Source organism: Massilia sp. Masssp94 (assembly GCF_059491305.1).
In genome coordinates this window covers 3,970,445-3,986,328 of sequence record NZ_CP168501.1, presented here as the reverse complement: position 1 = coordinate 3,986,328, position 15,884 = coordinate 3,970,445, and the positions used below count along the sequence as shown (strand labels likewise).

At 66.6% G+C, this 15,884-nt stretch carries 11 protein-coding genes and 1 tRNA gene; 5 read left to right on the top strand and 7 right to left on the bottom strand.

Annotated elements, in window-relative coordinates:
• Positions 1 to 7 precede the first annotated feature (7 nt).
• Positions 8 to 1,492, bottom strand: a complete 1,485-nt coding sequence (locus tag ACEN9G_RS17690) for a DUF1800 domain-containing protein (protein WP_483126798.1) — start codon at positions 1,490 to 1,492, stop codon at positions 8 to 10.
• A gap of 169 nt (positions 1,493 to 1,661) precedes the next feature.
• Here ACEN9G_RS17690 and ACEN9G_RS17685 point away from each other — a divergent pair, with 169 nt between their 5' ends.
• The 4 genes from ACEN9G_RS17685 to ACEN9G_RS17670 are packed head-to-tail and all read left to right on the top strand — an operon-like array spanning position 1,662 to position 6,922.
• Positions 1,662 to 2,012, top strand: a complete 351-nt coding sequence (locus ACEN9G_RS17685) for a DUF3147 family protein (RefSeq protein WP_413344012.1) — start codon at positions 1,662 to 1,664, stop codon at positions 2,010 to 2,012.
• Between the two features lie 5 nt (positions 2,013 to 2,017).
• A complete protein-coding gene (locus ACEN9G_RS17680; protein WP_413344010.1) occupies positions 2,018 to 3,151 on the top strand; it encodes an efflux RND transporter periplasmic adaptor subunit in 1,134 nt (377 codons plus the stop codon).
• A 10-nt stretch (positions 3,152 to 3,161) separates the two neighbouring features.
• Positions 3,162 to 6,278: an efflux RND transporter permease subunit gene (locus ACEN9G_RS17675; RefSeq protein ID WP_483126797.1), complete on the top strand. Its 3,117-nt coding sequence runs from the start codon at positions 3,162 to 3,164 to the stop codon at positions 6,276 to 6,278.
• Positions 6,279 to 6,328: 50 nt separating this feature from the next.
• Positions 6,329 to 6,922, top strand: a complete 594-nt coding sequence (locus tag ACEN9G_RS17670; protein WP_413337367.1) for a PEP-CTERM sorting domain-containing protein — start codon at positions 6,329 to 6,331, stop codon at positions 6,920 to 6,922.
• A 69-nt stretch (positions 6,923 to 6,991) separates the two neighbouring features.
• Here the strand turns inward: ACEN9G_RS17670 and ACEN9G_RS17665 are convergent, their stop codons facing one another.
• The 6 genes from ACEN9G_RS17665 to pepN all read right to left on the bottom strand — a co-directional run bounded on the left by ACEN9G_RS17665 (position 6,992) and on the right by pepN (position 14,930).
• Positions 6,992 to 7,759 (bottom strand): hypothetical protein, encoded by a 768-nt coding sequence (locus tag ACEN9G_RS17665; protein ID WP_413337368.1) that lies wholly within the window; start codon positions 7,757 to 7,759, stop codon positions 6,992 to 6,994.
• A gap of 225 nt (positions 7,760 to 7,984) precedes the next feature.
• Positions 7,985 to 9,271 carry a hypothetical protein gene (locus ACEN9G_RS17660; RefSeq protein ID WP_413337369.1) on the bottom strand — a complete coding sequence of 429 codons (1,287 nt, stop codon included), beginning with the start codon at positions 9,269 to 9,271 and terminating at the stop codon, positions 7,985 to 7,987.
• Positions 9,272 to 9,285: 14 nt separating this feature from the next.
• Positions 9,286 to 10,818, bottom strand: coding sequence for an MBOAT family O-acyltransferase (locus ACEN9G_RS17655; RefSeq protein WP_413337370.1), 1,533 nt, complete (start codon positions 10,816 to 10,818; stop codon positions 9,286 to 9,288).
• A 175-nt stretch (positions 10,819 to 10,993) separates the two neighbouring features.
• A tRNA-Thr gene (locus tag ACEN9G_RS17650) sits at positions 10,994 to 11,069 on the bottom strand.
• 178 nt (positions 11,070 to 11,247) lie between these two features.
• A complete protein-coding gene (locus ACEN9G_RS17645) occupies positions 11,248 to 12,249 on the bottom strand; it encodes a class 1 fructose-bisphosphatase (RefSeq protein ID WP_413337371.1) in 1,002 nt (333 codons plus the stop codon).
• A gap of 29 nt (positions 12,250 to 12,278) precedes the next feature.
• Complete coding sequence (gene pepN, locus ACEN9G_RS17640) at positions 12,279 to 14,930, bottom strand: aminopeptidase N (protein WP_413337372.1); 2,652 nt, start codon at positions 14,928 to 14,930, stop codon at positions 12,279 to 12,281.
• 216 nt (positions 14,931 to 15,146) lie between these two features.
• Here pepN and ACEN9G_RS17635 point away from each other — a divergent pair, with 216 nt between their 5' ends.
• The gene (locus tag ACEN9G_RS17635; RefSeq protein WP_413337373.1) at positions 15,147 to 15,785 is read left to right on the top strand and encodes a DUF4136 domain-containing protein; all 639 of its coding nucleotides are present in this window, start codon (positions 15,147 to 15,149) and stop codon (positions 15,783 to 15,785) included.
• Positions 15,786 to 15,884: the final 99 nt, after the last annotated feature.

The window sequence follows — 15,884 nt, the reverse complement described above, 5'->3', positions numbered from 1 at the left end:
GATGGAATCAGCGCTGCATGAAATCGGGGCTGCCGAGCAGCATGGCGGCCCGCAGGTTGTCCGGGTTGCGCTGGACGATGCCCAACGTGCGCGGCGACACCGATCCGGCCAGCGTGGCCTGCAGCCGGACCGGATCGAGCGGCGCCGGCGGCGCATCGGCCGGCACCGTCGCCAGCGGCAGTTTGCCGCCAGCCAGCGCGCTCGCGAAGGCGATGCTCCGCGTCAGCGCGTCCGGGTTCAGCCACGCGTCCTGCGTGTTCTTGTACCCGTCCGGCGTCTGGCAGCCGTACAACGGCATGCCCAGCTGATTCATGGTATTCACCAACGGCCCGACATTCGCCACCGGCACGCCGCTCGCCCGCAGGGCCGAGACCACGTACTGGTACGGCGTCTTGAACTTCGCGCCGACGCTCCCCGCGTCCATGAATTCGCGGCTCGCGAACAGCGTCGCCAGCACGGCGCGGATGTCGCCCTGCGACGCCTGCCACGTGGCCGCCATGCGGTCGACGAGGCTTGGCGGCGGCTCGTCGCTGACGAAGTATTGCGCCAGCTCGCGGCTCACGTGGCGCGCCGTGGCGGGGTGCATGGCCAGCACGTCCAGCGCATACTCCCCTTCCTGCTGGCCGGCCGGCGCGATCGCGCGGCCCAGCCACGTCTTGGTGCCGGCATCGTGGCGGCCGGCGTCGAAGCGGAATGTCTCGCCCGTGCGCGCGAGACGCTTCTGGTCGAACGTCCACCCGGTCAGCATGCGCGCCAGCTCCGTCACGTCGCGCTGCGTGTAGCCGCCGTCCGCACCCAGCGTGTGCAACTCCATCAGTTCGCGCGCATAGTTTTCGTTCAGCCCCCGCGCCTTACCCTTCGCATCCGGGCGCGGCGCCGACGACACGACGTTATCGAGGTAGAACAGCATCGCCGGATGCTTCGCCGTCGCGCCCAGCAGCGCGCGGAAGGAGCCGAGCGCGTGCGGGCGGATCGCGTCGCGTTCGTAGCTCGTCACCAGCGCGCGGTCGATTCCTTTGCCCGCGAAGACGTTGAAATGGTTGTACCAGAAGTCGACCATGACCTCTTCCAGCTGGCGCGGGCTCTCGACGGCGCGCAACAGCCGGGCTTCCGCAGCCTGGCGCGCCACGCGCATCTCGGCCTCGCGCCGGCGCTGTTTCGCGCCCTCGTCGTCCATCCGAACGGCGCGCCGCAGTTCCAGGAACTCGGCCAGCGATTCTCCGGCGCTGCGGTTCACGGTGTCCAGTGCGGCCAGGCGTGCGTCCAGGTCGGCCGGCAGCGGGATCGTCTCCGGATGCAGCTGCTGGTCGATCCAGCGCTGCACGCCCATCTGCGCCACGCGCCCGACGTCGCCGGGACGCGGTCCGTATGCGAGGCGGTTCAGCACATGCAGCGCCTGCACATCCGGGGCAGATGCCGCATCGGCCGCCGCTGCGGCACCCGTCGCCATCAAGGCGGCGGCCAGCAGGACAAGCGATGCGCGTCGGATCATGTTGAGCTTCATGTTGGCCGCCATTTAACCGCGAATGGATGAGCGGGAATATCGACGCGACGTTTCAGTGGTAAGGATTTGTAACGGAACATGACAGCCGGGACCATACGGAACAGGCGTCCTCGGGTGTGCTTTGTTACACTGTCGCAGTTTGACTTCTGGTTCCGCCATGTCCTGGATCGTCTTGAAATACCTGATCAGCGCCGCCGTCGTCGTCCTGGTGTCGGAAGCTGCCGCGCGCTCCGACCGCCTCGGCGGCCTGGTCGCGTCCCTGCCGCTCGTGACCGTGCTGACGCTGATCTGGCTGCACATCGAACGCCAGCCGCAGGAAAAGATCGCCAACCACGCCTGGTACACGCTGTGGTACGTGATCCCGACACTCCCCATGTTCGCCGCCTTCCCGTGGCTGCTGGCACGCCTCGGCTTCTGGCCGGCGCTGGGCGCGGGAATCGCGATCACGGTGGCCAGCATACTCCTGTTCGCCCTTCTGCTGAAACGCTTCGGCATCCATCTACTTTGAACGCCATGACTCCCGCCCAACTCCGCCGCATGTCCCGGCCCGCCCTCGCCGTCTCCATCGCCGCCATCCTGGCCAGCACCGTGGGCGTCCTCGTCTCCAGCAATGCCGCCGACGACAAGAAGGCGGCGGCCCCGCGCCCCGCGCTGACCGTCACGACGGCGAAACCGGAGCAATCGCGCCTGCCGCTCAGCTTCGCCGCCAACGGCAACGTCGCCGCGTGGCAGGAAGCGGTGATCGGCAGCGAGTCGAACGGTCTGCGCCTGCAGGAGGTGAAGGTCAACGTGGGCGACGTCGTCAAGAAGGGCGAGGTGCTCGCCGTGTTCGATGCGGCGCCGGTCGAGGCGGACGTCGCGCAGGCGAAAGCCGCTGTCCAGGAAGCGGAGGCGAATGCGTCCGCCGCCCGCGCCGATGCGAAGCGGGCGCGCGCCCTGCAAAGCTCGGGCGCGCTCAGCGAACAGCAGATCACGCAATACATGACGGCCGAGCGCACGGCCGCCGCGCGCGTGGCATCGGCGAAGGCGACGCTGGCCCAGCAACAGCTGCGCCTGAAGTACACGAAGATCGTCGCGCCGGATGCCGGCGTGATCTCCGCGCGCAACGCCACCGTGGGCGCCGTCGCCGGCGTGGGCGCGGAGATGTTCCGCATGATCCGCCAGGGCCGCCTGGAATGGCGCGCCGAGGTGACGGCCGCCGAGCTCCCGCGCATCAAGCCGGGCCAGAAGGCCGTCGTGCAGGCGGCCGGCGGCACGCAGGTGCAGGGCCGCGTGCGCACGGTCGCGCCGACCGTCGATGCGCAAAGCCGCGTCGCCCTCGTCTACGTCGACCTGCCGCCGGCGCTGTCGGCCAATGCGCCGCTGAAGGCCGGCATGTTCGCCAGCGGCCAGTTCGCGCTGGGCGAGTCGGCCGCGCTGACGGTGCCGCAGCAGGCCGTCGCCGTGCGCGATGGCTTCGCGTACGTATTCCGCCTGAATGCGGACGGCCGCGTGAGCCAGTTGAAAGTCGCGACGGGCCGCCGTCTCGGCGACCGCGTCGAGGTGACGGACGGCCTGCCCGCGGACGCGCTGGTCGTCACGAGCGGCGCCGGCTTCCTCAACGACGGCGACTTGGTACGTAACGTGCCGACGCTGGCGGCGCGTTGAGGGCACGGTCATGAATTTTTCCGCGCTCTCGATCCGCAACCCGATCCCGGCGATCATGCTGTTCGCCCTCCTCACCTTCGCCGGCGTGCTGGCGTTCAAGGCGAACAAGGTGCAGGACTTCCCGGACATCGAACTGCCCATCGTCACCGTCGTCGCGACGCTCGACGGCGCCGCGCCGGCGCAGCTGGAGACGGAGGTCGCGCGCAAGATCGAGGACTCGGTCGCGACCCTCCAGGGCGTCAAGAACATCTATGCGCGCGTGCTGGACGGCGTGGCCACGATCACCGTCGAATTCATCCTCGAGAAGGACCTGTCGGACGCCGTCAACGACGTGCGCGACGCCGTCTCGCGCGTGCGCGCCGACCTGCCCGCGGAGATGCGCGACCCGAGCGTGACGAAGACGACGACCGCGGGCCGCGTCGTGCTCACGTTCACGGCGCAGGCGGCCGACGCGCACGGCAAGCCGGCGCTCGACGCGCCCGACCTGAGCTGGTTCGTCGACAACACGGTGTCCAAGCGCCTGCTCAGCGTACCGGGCGTCGGCGCGGTCAAGCGCGTGGGCGGCGTCTACCGCGAAGTGCGCGTGGAACTCGACGATCAGAAGATGGCCGCGCTGCGCGTGTCGGCACTGGACGTCTCGCGCCTGCTGCGCAACGTGCAGCGCGAGGAACCGGGCGGCCGCGGCGACGTGAGCGGCGCCGAGCAATCCGTGCGCACGCTGGCGACCGTGCAGACGGCGCAGGAACTGGCGCGCATGGAGATCCCGCTGCCGGATGGCCGCCACGTGCGCCTGAACGAGATCGCGACGGTGTCCGACACGGTCGCCGAGCCGCGCGCCATCGCGGAGCAGGACGGCAAACCGGTCGTCGCCTTCGAAATCTTCCGCACGCGCGGCGCCGGCGAGATGGACGTCGCGAACGGCGTGCGCAAGGCCGTCGCCGAGCTGCAGCAAAAGCACGGCAACGTCGTGCTGCGCGAAACGATCGACAACGCGGCGCCCGTCGAGGACAACTTCGACGCGTCGATGGAAATGCTGTACGAGGGCGCCGTGCTCGCGGTGCTGGTCGTGTGGTGGTTCCTGCGCGACTGGCGCGCGACGCTCGTCGCGGCGGCCGCGCTGCCGCTGTCCGTGATCCCCGCGTTCCTCGGCCAATACCTGTTCGGCTACACGCTGAACATGGTCACGCTGCTGTCGCTGGCGCTCGTCGTCGGCGTGCTCGTGGACGATGCGATCGTCGAGATCGAGAACATCTCGCGCCACCTCCGCATGGGGAAAACGCCGATGCAGGCCGCGCTGGAAGCGGCCGACGAAATCGGCATGGCCGTGATCGCGACGACGTTCTCGCTCGTCGCCGTGTTCCTGCCGACCGCGTTCATGAGCGGTATCCCCGGCAAATTCTTCAAGCAGTTCGGCTGGACGGCCGTGCTGGCGATCCTCGCGTCGCTGCTCGTCGCGCGCCTGCTGACGCCGATGATGGCCGCGTATCTCCTGAAACCGCTGCCGCACGCGGAGGAGCGCGACGGCGCGATCATGCGCCGCTACATGCGCACGATGCAGTGGTGCCTGCGCCACCGCGGCCTGACGATGATCGCGGCCGCGCTGTTCTTCGTCGGCTCGATCTCGCTCGTGCCGCTGCTGCCGACGGGCTTCGTGCCGCCCGCCGACCGCTCGCAAACGCAGATCAACGTCGAGCTGCCGCCCGGCTCCACGCTGGCGGAGACGCGCGCCGTCGCGGAACGCGTGCGCCAGGTGGCGATGGGCACGCCGAACGTCAAGGGCGTGTTCAGCTCCATCGGCGGCGGTTCCAGCGGCGACGCGTTCGCACCCGGTGCGGCGGCCGAAGCGCGGCGCGCCGTGCTGACGGTGACGACCGTCGCGCGCGCGGACCGCAAGGAAAAACTGTCGGCCGTCGAATCGGCGCTGCGCGCGCGCCTGGCCGACGTCCCCGGCGCCCGCTTCACCGTCGGCCCGCCCGACACGGGCGTCAAGATGCAGCTCGTGCTGCGCAGCGAGGACCCGGTCGCGCTGACGGCCGCAGCCCGCCGCGCCGAGCGCGAACTGCGCACGCTGCACGGCGTCGGCAACGTCAGTTCCAGCGCGTCGCTCGTGCGCCCGGAAATCATCGTGCGCCCCGATTTTGCGCGCGCCGCGGACCTGGGCGTGACGGCCGCCAGCATCGGCGAGACCGTGCGCGTAGCCACCGCCGGCGACTACGACCAGGTGCTGTCGAAGATGAACGTGTCGGAGCGCCAGGTACCCATCCGCGTGAAACTGCCGGACACGGTGCGCGCGGACCTGGACGCCATCGGCCGCCTGACGGTGCCCGGCAAGAACGGCCCGGTGCTGCTGGCGAACGTGGCGACCATCACGATGGAAAGCGGCCCGGCGCAGATCGACCGCCTGAACCGCAGCCGCAACGTGACGCTGGAAGTGGAGCTGAACGGCCGCTCGCTGGGCGAGGTGAATGCCGAGGCACGTGCCCTGCCCGCGCTGAAGGACCTGCCGCCGAACGTGTCGATCGCGGAACTGGGCGACGCGCAGGAGATGCAGAACCTGTTCGCCAGCTTCGGCCTCGCGATGCTGATCGGCGTGCTGTGCATCTACGGCGTGCTGGTGCTGCTGTTCACGGACTTCCTGCAGCCGGTGACGATTCTTGCGGCGCTGCCGCTGTCGATCGGCGGCGCGTTCGTCGCGCTGCTGCTCACGCGTAACGCGCTGTCGATGCCGACGATGATCGGCCTGATCATGCTGATGGGGATCGTGACGAAGAACTCGATCCTGCTCGTCGACTACGCGATCCTCGCGCGCAAGGCCGGCATGAACCGCTTCGACGCGCTCGTCGACGCCTGCCACAAGCGAAGCCGCCCGATCGTCATGACGACGATCGCGATGGGCGCCGGCATGCTGCCGCTGGCGCTGGGCCTGTCGGGCGACCCGAGCTTCCGCTCGCCGATGGCGGTCGCGGTGATCGGCGGCCTGATCACGTCGACCTTGCTGAGCCTGCTGGTGGTGCCGGCCGTGTTCACGTACGTCGACGACATCGAGCACTGGTTCGGACGCCTGGCGCAGCGGCTGCGGCGGCATCCGCATCCGCCGGTGCCGAGCCGGGAAACCGTGGTGAAATGAACGCAGGCAAGGTGGCGCCGCAGGCGGTGCCATCGGTCTAGGCTTGCGCGATGAAGATCCCAACCCTGCTGGGTGGTGCCCTGCTGCTGTGCACTGCCGCCCACGCCGCACCGTCGGCGTGGGACTTCGAATACCGCGGCTTCTACGACCTCCACGATTCCGGCGTGCTGCGCACCGACGTGGCCGTCACGGGCAGGATCGTCGGCGAGGACGCCGACGGGGACGGCGTCATCCATGAATCCGAGCTGGATTCGCTGTGGATGAACATGCGGCTGTGGTCCGGCGACTTCGCCGGATGCGGCGGGGGGACCGTCGACCATGACTGCCAGCTCGACGTCTTCTCCTTCCGCCCCGGCAGCGCTGCCCTCGACATCACCGCGACCTGGCGCGACAACTACGCGACGCAGCTGGAATATCACACGGAAGAGTTCGTGAGCGGCGACCGGTACGTGGCCAGGTCGAGTTACGGACACGATTACCCGGTGGACGACTATTACTTTTTCGGCGCGGGGACGACGCTGACCATCACGCCGGTGTCGCCCGTGCCGGAGCCGGGGGCGTGGATGATGCTGGGGGGTGGGCTATTGGCACTTGCGGCCGTCTTCCGTCGTTCCCGCGGAGGCGGGAACCCATACTGGGCTTGATAGGACACTCAGCATGGATTCCCGCTTGCGCGGGAACGACGGCGTAATTGCACGGGAACGACGGCGTAATTAATAGTCGCGGTTGCGGCCTCCCAGCAGCTTGGCCAGCACGAAGCCGGCGGCCGCGGCGATGGCGATGGCGGTGCCCGGTTTCTGGCGCACGTACTCGAAGCTGGCTTCCTTCCACTGGCCATAGGCGTCGGTCAGCTGTTGCTGGCGCTGGCCCAGGTTCAGCGAGGCACCGCTCAGCACGCCCTGCAGCTTGTCGACGCCGGCGTGGGCGCTGGAGGCCAGGCGGTCGACGACCGGCTGCACGCTGTTGACGGCCTTGTCGACCATCGGCTTGGCGGCGTCGGCGGCCTTGTCGATCGAATCGTGCAGGCCTTGCGCGCGGGCATTCACTTGCGCACCCAGGTCCTTCGAATCGCCACCCATGCCCGAGCCGGTGGCGGCGCCGGCGCTCTGGCTGTTCTGGCTGCCGCTGCTGCTCGAACCCAGCGCGCTGCCGCCGATGCTCGAGTTCGTGCCGCTGGCGCTGGAGCCAGAGGCGCTCATCGAACCCATGGAACCCGGACCCGACGACGATGCGCTGCCGGCATTGCTGGTGCCGCCCATGGCGCCGGTGCTGGACGCGGTGGCGCCGCCGGTGCTGCTGCCGGTTGTCGAGCTCTGCTGGTCCTTGCCCTGGTTCTGCTGGCTGCTCTTGTTCAGGCTGCCCGAACCGGCCGTGCTGCCCATATTGCCCGAGCTGCTGGCGTTCGGCAGGTTGCTGTCCTTGCCCTGGTTGCCCGAACCCAGGTTGCTGCCTTTTGCTTCGCTCGACTTCTGATTATCCATGATGAATTCCTCTTGTAAGATTTTGACCAATGCGGAGATAACCGATCTTCTTGACCGTGCATCCGTTCAAAAGTTCGACCGATAGGCGGTCCTTCACGTCGCGCCCAAGCGCGATGTCGGAGCGACACCGACGCAATGCGGTGTCTCAATAAAAAAAATATAACTTTTAGTCGATCCGGACTGTGCGCTATATAACAAAGCGCAGGACGGAAGAGCGCGGAACACTCAGGGCGCGGACGCGCGGGCGTTCGCGACCAGGTCGCGCGCACCGGCAAAGACTTGCGGATAATCACCGGCGCATTGCGCGCGCTCGGCGGCGATGCGCTGGCGGTTGGCGGCCAGCGTGTCCGCGCCGAGGCGGAAGCCGAACGCCGTTTCGCCGCCGAGGATGCGCTGCAGGATGCGCTCGCCCAGCGTCGACTTGAAGTGGCCGGCTTCCCAGTACCAGCGCGTCGCCGTATGCGTGTCGCCGGGGGCCGGGACGCGTTCGCAACGCATGCCGCCATAGCCGCTGAAGTCCCACACGTTGATGCGGGCATTCGGATAGCGGGCGCGCACGACGTCCGCCTCGCGCACCAGCAGCTGCTTCCAGTCGTCCATGGTGGATTGCAGGCCGGCTTCCTCGAACATGGCCATCAGCTGCGCGTGGTACGGGTAGATCACCAGGTGTACCTCGGTGCGGTCGCGCGCCATCGTGTCCAGCAGCGTGCGCAGGCGGTCGATGCTTTCCGAACGGTTCGTGCCGGCAACGAACAGATTGTGCGGCTTGCGCACGAGGTTCTTCGCGTTGTCCCCGGCCTTTTGCTGGAAGATCGCGTAATAGCCCTCCTGGCGCGCGAACTGGTTGTAGTTGCGCAGCGGGGTCTGGCCGCGCCCCGTCATGGTCTCCGGATCCGCCGCCTTTTGCAGGCGCACGGTGCGCAGCGCGTCGGACACGGACTTGATCGAGAACAGCGTATCGAACCGCCATTGCCACGGCAACGGTCCGGTGGACGCGGGCGGCGCCGGGGCTTCGTCCGGCTTGACGAGGAAATCCAGGAACTCGACGCCGATCACGGCCATCGCGGCCGGCGCCGCGCTCTCGCGGAACTGCGCATACATGCGTTCGGACGTGGTCAGGCTCGTGCCCGACAGCCCCATGTTATAGGCGGTGCGGCCATGCGCGCTCACCTGCGGGCTCTCCGGATCGAGGCCGACTTCGACGCGCGAATTCCCCAGCAGGATCAGGTCGGGCCGCACGGCCGTGGCCTGGGCCAGCTTGATCTGCTCGCGGTACTGCTCCGGCAGCGGCTTCACGTGGTTCAGTGCCGGACTGTCGACGAACCCGTACAGGTGGTATGGGTCGATGACGGCCACGAAGCCCGTGACCAGCAGCACGCCGGCGCCGACGACCGCCGCGCACCACGCGGTAAAGCGTTTATAAGACGCCTGGGGTTGCGCCGGGGCGACCGTCGGCGCGTCCGAGCCCGCCAGCACCGGCGCGTCATCGTCGTAACGTTGGATCTGTTCCATCGGGCTCCCCGGACTTAGAACTGGAAATACAGGAATTCGGCGGGACGGCTGAGCGACAGCAGGCTCCCGAGCAGGATCGCCCCGATGTAGAAGCTCCAGCGCCGCGACGGCTGCCAGAGCTGCCAGCGGGCGGCCAGGCGCGGGCCGGCCATCGTGCCGAGCGCCGCTTCGTAGCGGCCCATGATCTGCTGGGTATTGGGCAGGCAGAACGCGATGAAGCCGCCGATGACGACCCATTGCCACGTCTCGAGGAAGCGCGACCCGCCGCCCAGGTAGAACGTCACGCCCCATTGCTCGAGCAGCGTCTTCAGCGGTCCGATCTGCAGGCCGATCGACGCCGGCAGGCCGATGCCGTCCAGGCCGGCCATGCCGTGCAGGATCGTCATCGCCTTGTCGAAGCTGGTGGCGCGGAAGAACACCCACGCCACGCACACGGCCGCGAACGTCAGCGCCCGGCTGAACACGGCCCAGGCGCGGCCGCGCGCCAGTCGCAGCCTGTCGGCCACCGCATTCCAGCCGTGGTTGATCACGAGATAGATGCCGTGCAGCGCGCCCCAGATGACGAAGTTCATGCCGGCGCCATGCCACAGGCCGCCCAGCAGCATCGTCGCCAGCAGGTTGACGTAGCGACGCACGGGGCCCTTGCGGTTGCCGCCCAGCGGCACGTACAGGTAGTCGCGCAGGAAGCGCGACAGGGTCATGTGCCAGCGGCGCCAGAAATCGACGATGTTGGCGGCTTTATAGGGCGAATCGAAGTTCAGCGGCAGGCGGATGCCGAACATCAGCGAGATGCCGATCGCCATGTCGGAGTAGCCGGAAAAGTCGAAGTACAGCTGGAACGCGTACGCCAGCACGCCGCCCCACGCGTTGGCGAGCGAGAAGATGTCCGCCTTGTCGAACAGGAAGTTGGCATGCGGCGCCAGGTTGTCCGCGATGAGGACTTTCTTGGCGAGGCCGATCGCGAAGATGCTGAGGCCGACCGCGAAGTTCTGGAACGAAAAGCGGTAGCTGGCGGGCTTGTCGAACTGCGGCATCATCTCCGCGTGGTGCAGCACCGGCCCCGCGATCAGGTGCGGGAAATAGGTGATGAACAGCACGTAGTGCAGGAAGCGCGCTTCCTTGACCTTGCCCTGGTACGTGTCGACGAGATAGGCGATCTGCGTGAACGTGAAGAAGGAAATACCGATCGGCAGCACGACGTGCAGCAGCGGGATGTCGGCGTGAGCCAGCCAGTTCGCGCCCGCGATGAAGAAGTCGGCGTACTTGTAATAGGCGAGCAGGCCCAGGTCGGTGGCCACGGCCGCCGCCAGCCACCGCTTGCGCGCGGGACCGGCCGCGTGCCCGATGCGCTGCCCCATCCAGTAGTTGAAGACGATGGAGCCCAGCAGCAGCGGAATGTAGTAATAGCTCCACCAGCCATAGAACGTCAGCGACGCGAGCGCCAGCCAAGCGGCGGCCTGGACGTGACTCCTGCGTGCCAGCAGGAAGTAGCCGATTGCCGTGATGGGCAAAAAGAGGAACAGGAAGGTGAAGGAATTGAAGAGCATGGCGACCGGTCAGGTAGGAAATCGGCTGGGGCTGGAGCAGACCGGACGGTCTCATCCTTGGCCATCCCGCCAATATAGCATCGTTTCGTTGCCATAAATACAGGGTGAGGCGGGCTGACAACAGCGGCCGGAACGCAAAAAGGGCCACCCGCTTGGATGGCCCTTCTCACTGTGTTGGTGCCGCTGACCGGAATCGAACTGGTGACCTTCGCATTACGAATGCGCTGCTCTACCGACTGAGCTACAGCGGCTAAACCGGAACAACCGTTTAACCTGTGTCCGTGCTACCTGCCATCAGACTGTTGGCGACCCGAGGTCTCGCGCGCTTCGCTCATCAGATGAGCTGCAGCGCGAAGGAGCCCGCATTCTAACAACAACTCCGCAAACTTGCTAGTCCGACTCGGCAATTTTATGCGGACACGTTAAAAATTATTCCTGGTGGTAGCTCGTCACGCGTTCCACCTCGCTCTTCGAGCCCAGGAACACAGGCACGCGCTGGTGCAGTTTCTGCGGCGCGATGTCGAGGATGCGCTGTTTGCCGTCCGTCGCGGCGCCGCCTGCCTGCTCGACGATGAAGGCCATCGGGTTCGCTTCGTACATCAGGCGCAGCTTGCCCGGCTGCGACGGGTCGCGCTGGTCGGCCGGGTACATGAAGATGCCGCCGCGGTTCAGGATGCGGTGCACGTCGGCCACCATCGAGGCGATCCAGCGCATATTGAAATCCTTGGCGCGCGGGCCGGTTTTACCAGCCAACATTTCGTCGACATAGCGCGTGACGGGCGGATACCAGTGGCGCTGGTTCGACATGTTGATGGCGAATTCCTTCGTCTCTTCCGGGATCTGCAGGTCCTTCTGCGTGAGGACCCAGGAACCCATCTCGCGGTCCAGCGTGAAGCAGTTGACGCCCGCGCCCGTGGTCAGCACCAGCATCGTCTGCGGGCCGTACACGGCATAGCCGGCCGCGACCTGCTTGCTGCCGGCCTGCATGAAGTCGGCTTCGGTCGGGGCCGTCATGCCTTCCGGCGCCTTCAGCACGGAGAAGATGGTGCCGATGGAGACGTTGACGTCGATGTTCGACGAGCCGTCCAGCGGATCGAACAGCAGCATGTATTCGCCCATCGGATAGCGGTTCGGGATCGGGTGGATGGATTCCATTTCTTCCGATGCCATCGCCGCCAGGTGGCCGCCCCATTCATTGGCTTCGAGCAGGATCTCGTTGGAGATCACGTCGAGCTTCTTCTGCACTTCGCCCTGGATGTTCTCCGTGTTCGCGCTGCCGAGGATGTCGCCGAGCGCGCCCTTGCCGACCGAGTGGGAAATGGTCTTGCAGGCGCGGGCCACCACCTCGATCAGGAGGCGCAGCGATGCCGGGATATTGTTGTGGAGACGCTGTTCCTCGACGAGGTATTGCGTCAGGCTGACACGTTTCATGGACTTCCTTTGGTTATGTAAATGAATTCTTAGTTGGCGAGCGCCTTGCTGACCACTTCGCGCACGTCGTTCGACAGCTTCGCCTGCCCCGCGACCAGCTGCAGCGCCCGCTTCATGTGGGCCTGCAGGTCCGGCGTATAGCGGCGCCAGCGGTCCATCGCGCGGGCGAGGCGGCTGGCGACCTGCGGGTTCAGCGCGTCCAGCGCGATCACCTGCTCGGCCCAGAATGCGTAGCCGCTGCCGTCCGGCGCATGGAAGCCCACCGCATTGCCGGCACAGAACGTAGACACCAGGCTGCGCGCGCGGTTCGGGTTACGCAGCGTGAAGGCCTTGTGCGTCATCAATTCGCGTACGCGGTTGACGTCCGTGGTCGGGGCCGCGGCCTGCATCGCGAACCATTTGTCCACGACCAGCGCTTCACCCTGGAACTCGTCGTAGAAGCGCTGCAGCGCATCCGCCGCCGCGGGCGCGCGCGCATGCACGAGGGCCGACAGCGCGGCCACGCGGTCCGTCATGTTCGTCGCGCCGTCGAACTGTTTCTGCGCGAGGGCCAGGCTCGCCTCGTCCGGCGCGGCATTCAGATAGGCCAGCGCGAGGTTCTTCAGGGCGCGCTTGCCGATCGACCCGGCATCCGGGCTGTATTCGCCCGGCGTCTGGTTGGCGTCGTACTGGGCCAGCAGCTCGGTGCGCAGGCGCGCGCCGATGTCGGCGCGGACGAACTGGCGCGCCAGGTGGATGGCGAGCGGGTCGACGACGTCCAGCTGGTCGGCGATCATCGATTCCGTCGGCAGCAGCAGCGCCTGCTCGCGGAAGGACGGATCGAGCGTGTCGTCCACGAGGATCTTGCGCATGGCGTCGATGAACGTGTCGTCCAGGTCGAGCCGGTCGACGCCGGCGCCGGCCACCTGCCCGGTCAGCTTCAGCAGGCGGCTCATCGCGAGGCGCTGGCCCGCTTCCCAGCGGTTGACGGGGTCGCTGTCGTGGCTGAACAGGTGCACCAGTTCGGCGTCGCTGTAGCCATGCTTCAGGATCACCGGCGCGGAAAAGTCGCGCAGGATCGACGGCGTCGGCTGTTCCGTCACGCCCGTGAAGACGAAGGTCTGGTCGGCTTCCGTCAGCTCCAGTACGGCAGTCGTGCCGTAATCCTTGCCATCGACGGTCAGCGGCAGGTCGCGGCCGTCCCGGCCCAGCAGGCCGACGGCGACCGGGATGTGGAACGGCAGTTTCTCGGCCTGGCCGGGCGTCGGCGGGCACGACTGGATCAGGCGCAGGGTGTAGGTCTGCGCCTGCTCGTCCCAGCGTGTTTCGGCCTGCACGACCGGCGTGCCGGCCTGGCTGTACCAGCGCTCGAACTGCGTCAGGTCACGGCCGTTGGCATCGGCCATCGCCAGGCGGAAATCGTCGCACGTGACGGCCTGCTCGTCGTGACGCTGGAAGTACAGGTCCATGCCCTTGCGGAAGCCTTCGCGGCCCAGCAGGGTCTGGTACATACGCACGACCTCGGCGCCCTTTTCGTAGACGGTGACGGTATAAAAATTATTGATCTCGACGAAGGAGTCGGGACGGACCGGGTGGGCCATCGGGCCCGCGTCCTCCGGAAACTGGGCCTGGCGCAGGGTGCGCACCTGGTCGATGCGGGTGACGGCGCGGCCCGTGTTCGTGCCGATCATGTCGGCCGAAAATTCCTGGTCGCGGAACACGGTCAGGCCTTCCTTCAGCGACAGCTGGAACCAGTCGCGGCAGGTGACGCGGTTGCCCGTCCAGTTGTGGAAGTATTCGTGGCCGACGACGGCCTCGATGCCCTGGAAGTCGACGTCCGTCGCGACGCGCGGATTCGCCAGCACGAACTTCGTGTTGAAGATGTTCAGGCCCTTGTTTTCCATCGCGCCCATGTTGAAGTCGCCCACGGCGACGATCATGAAGCGGTCCAGGTCGAGTTCCAGGTTCCAGCGTTCCTCGTCCCAGCGGATGCTGTGCTTCAGCGACTGCATCGCGTAGTCCGTCTTGTCGAGGTTGCCCTCTTCCACCCAGACCTGCAGCAGCGCGGTGCGGCCGTCGGCCAGTTCGAAATTCTCTTCCTGGCAGACGAGGCGCGCGGCGACGAGGGCAAACAGGTACGACGGCTTCTTGAACGGGTCTTCCCACAGCGCGTAGTGGCGGCCGTCGGGAAGGTCGCCTTCCTCGATCAGGTTACCGTTCGACAGCAGCACCGGGTACTTGTCCTTGTCGGCGCGCAGCATGACGGTGAAGCGCGCCATCACGTCCGGGCGGTCTGGAAAATAGGTGATCCGACGAAAACCCTCGGCTTCGCACTGCGTATAGAAGCTGCCATTGGACGTGTACAGGCCGCTGAGGGTAGTATTGCTCTCCGGAACGCAGATGGTCTCGATTTCCAGCGTCGCTTCTTCCGGGGCGTTGGGGATGCGCAGCAGGGTGCCTTCGATCACGTAATCCCCCTCGCCCAGCGTGCGGCCGTTCAGGCGCAAGGTCACCAGTTCGATGTCTTCGCCGTGAAGCTCGATTTCGCGTTGCGCGCTGGCGGGATTGCGGCGCACCGTCATCCGGTTGGCGACGACGGTACGGGCCGGGTCGAGGTCGAAGCCGAGTTCGACGGTATCAACCAGGTAGCTGGGGGCAGTGTAATCCTTCCGGTAGATAGTCTGGGGCGTATCGGTGCGCATGGTCGGGAGTCCGCAAAGCCGTTGGTGGGATGCTTATTTTACCAACAGCTTTACACCACGATCCGTACCTTTCGAATGTATCGCCATGTACAGGTAGTAACCACGCGTAAATGTATCGACGTACATCACGCATCAGGAATAAGATGTACTCCTGAACAAGACCGATTACAGGAATTGAAACCCGACACATCGGGAACCGAATAGATGGAGCTCGTCATGAAACGTACCATGATCACGGCGGTCGCATCGCTGAGCCTGTTGCTGGGCGGCTGCGCGACGACGATCCGCAGTGACGTCACCACCTTCAACCAGTGGCCCGCCCAGCTGCCCGACAAGAGCTATGCGTTCGAGACGCCGCCTCCGCAGGACAACACGCTCGAGCTGCAGAGCTACGAAAACCTCGTGCGCGCCCAGCTCGCCCGCCTCGGTTTCCACGAGGCGCAGGGATCGCCCGCGCTGAAGGTATCGATGCGCTTCTCGACCATCGACGTGCCCACGCAGGTGCTGTACCCGACCTTCGCGCCGACGTACTACTCGCCCCGTTTCGCCTACATGGGCTGGCGCCGGCGCTACTGGGGCGGCTGGTACAGCCCGTTCTACGATCCGTTCTGGGGCCCGGTACCGGCGTACGATGTGCAGGAAGAACACCGCTACCACCGCCAACTGCAGCTGTCGATCGCCTCGGCCGCGGACGGCAAGCGCCTGTTCGACGTCACGGTGCGCAACGTGAGCCGGCAGATGTCGACCCCGGCCGTGATGCCGGCCCTCGTGCAGAGCGCGTTCGAAGGGTTCCCGGGACCGAATGGCGGATCGCGCGTGATCGAGTTGAAGCAGGAGCCCCGGCAGAACGGCTAAGTGCCGCAAAATTACCGTCGCCCCCGCGAAGGCGGGGGTCCGATTTCGTGTGCGTTCATGCAAACTTGGGTCCCTGCCTTCGCAGGGACGACGTTCTGG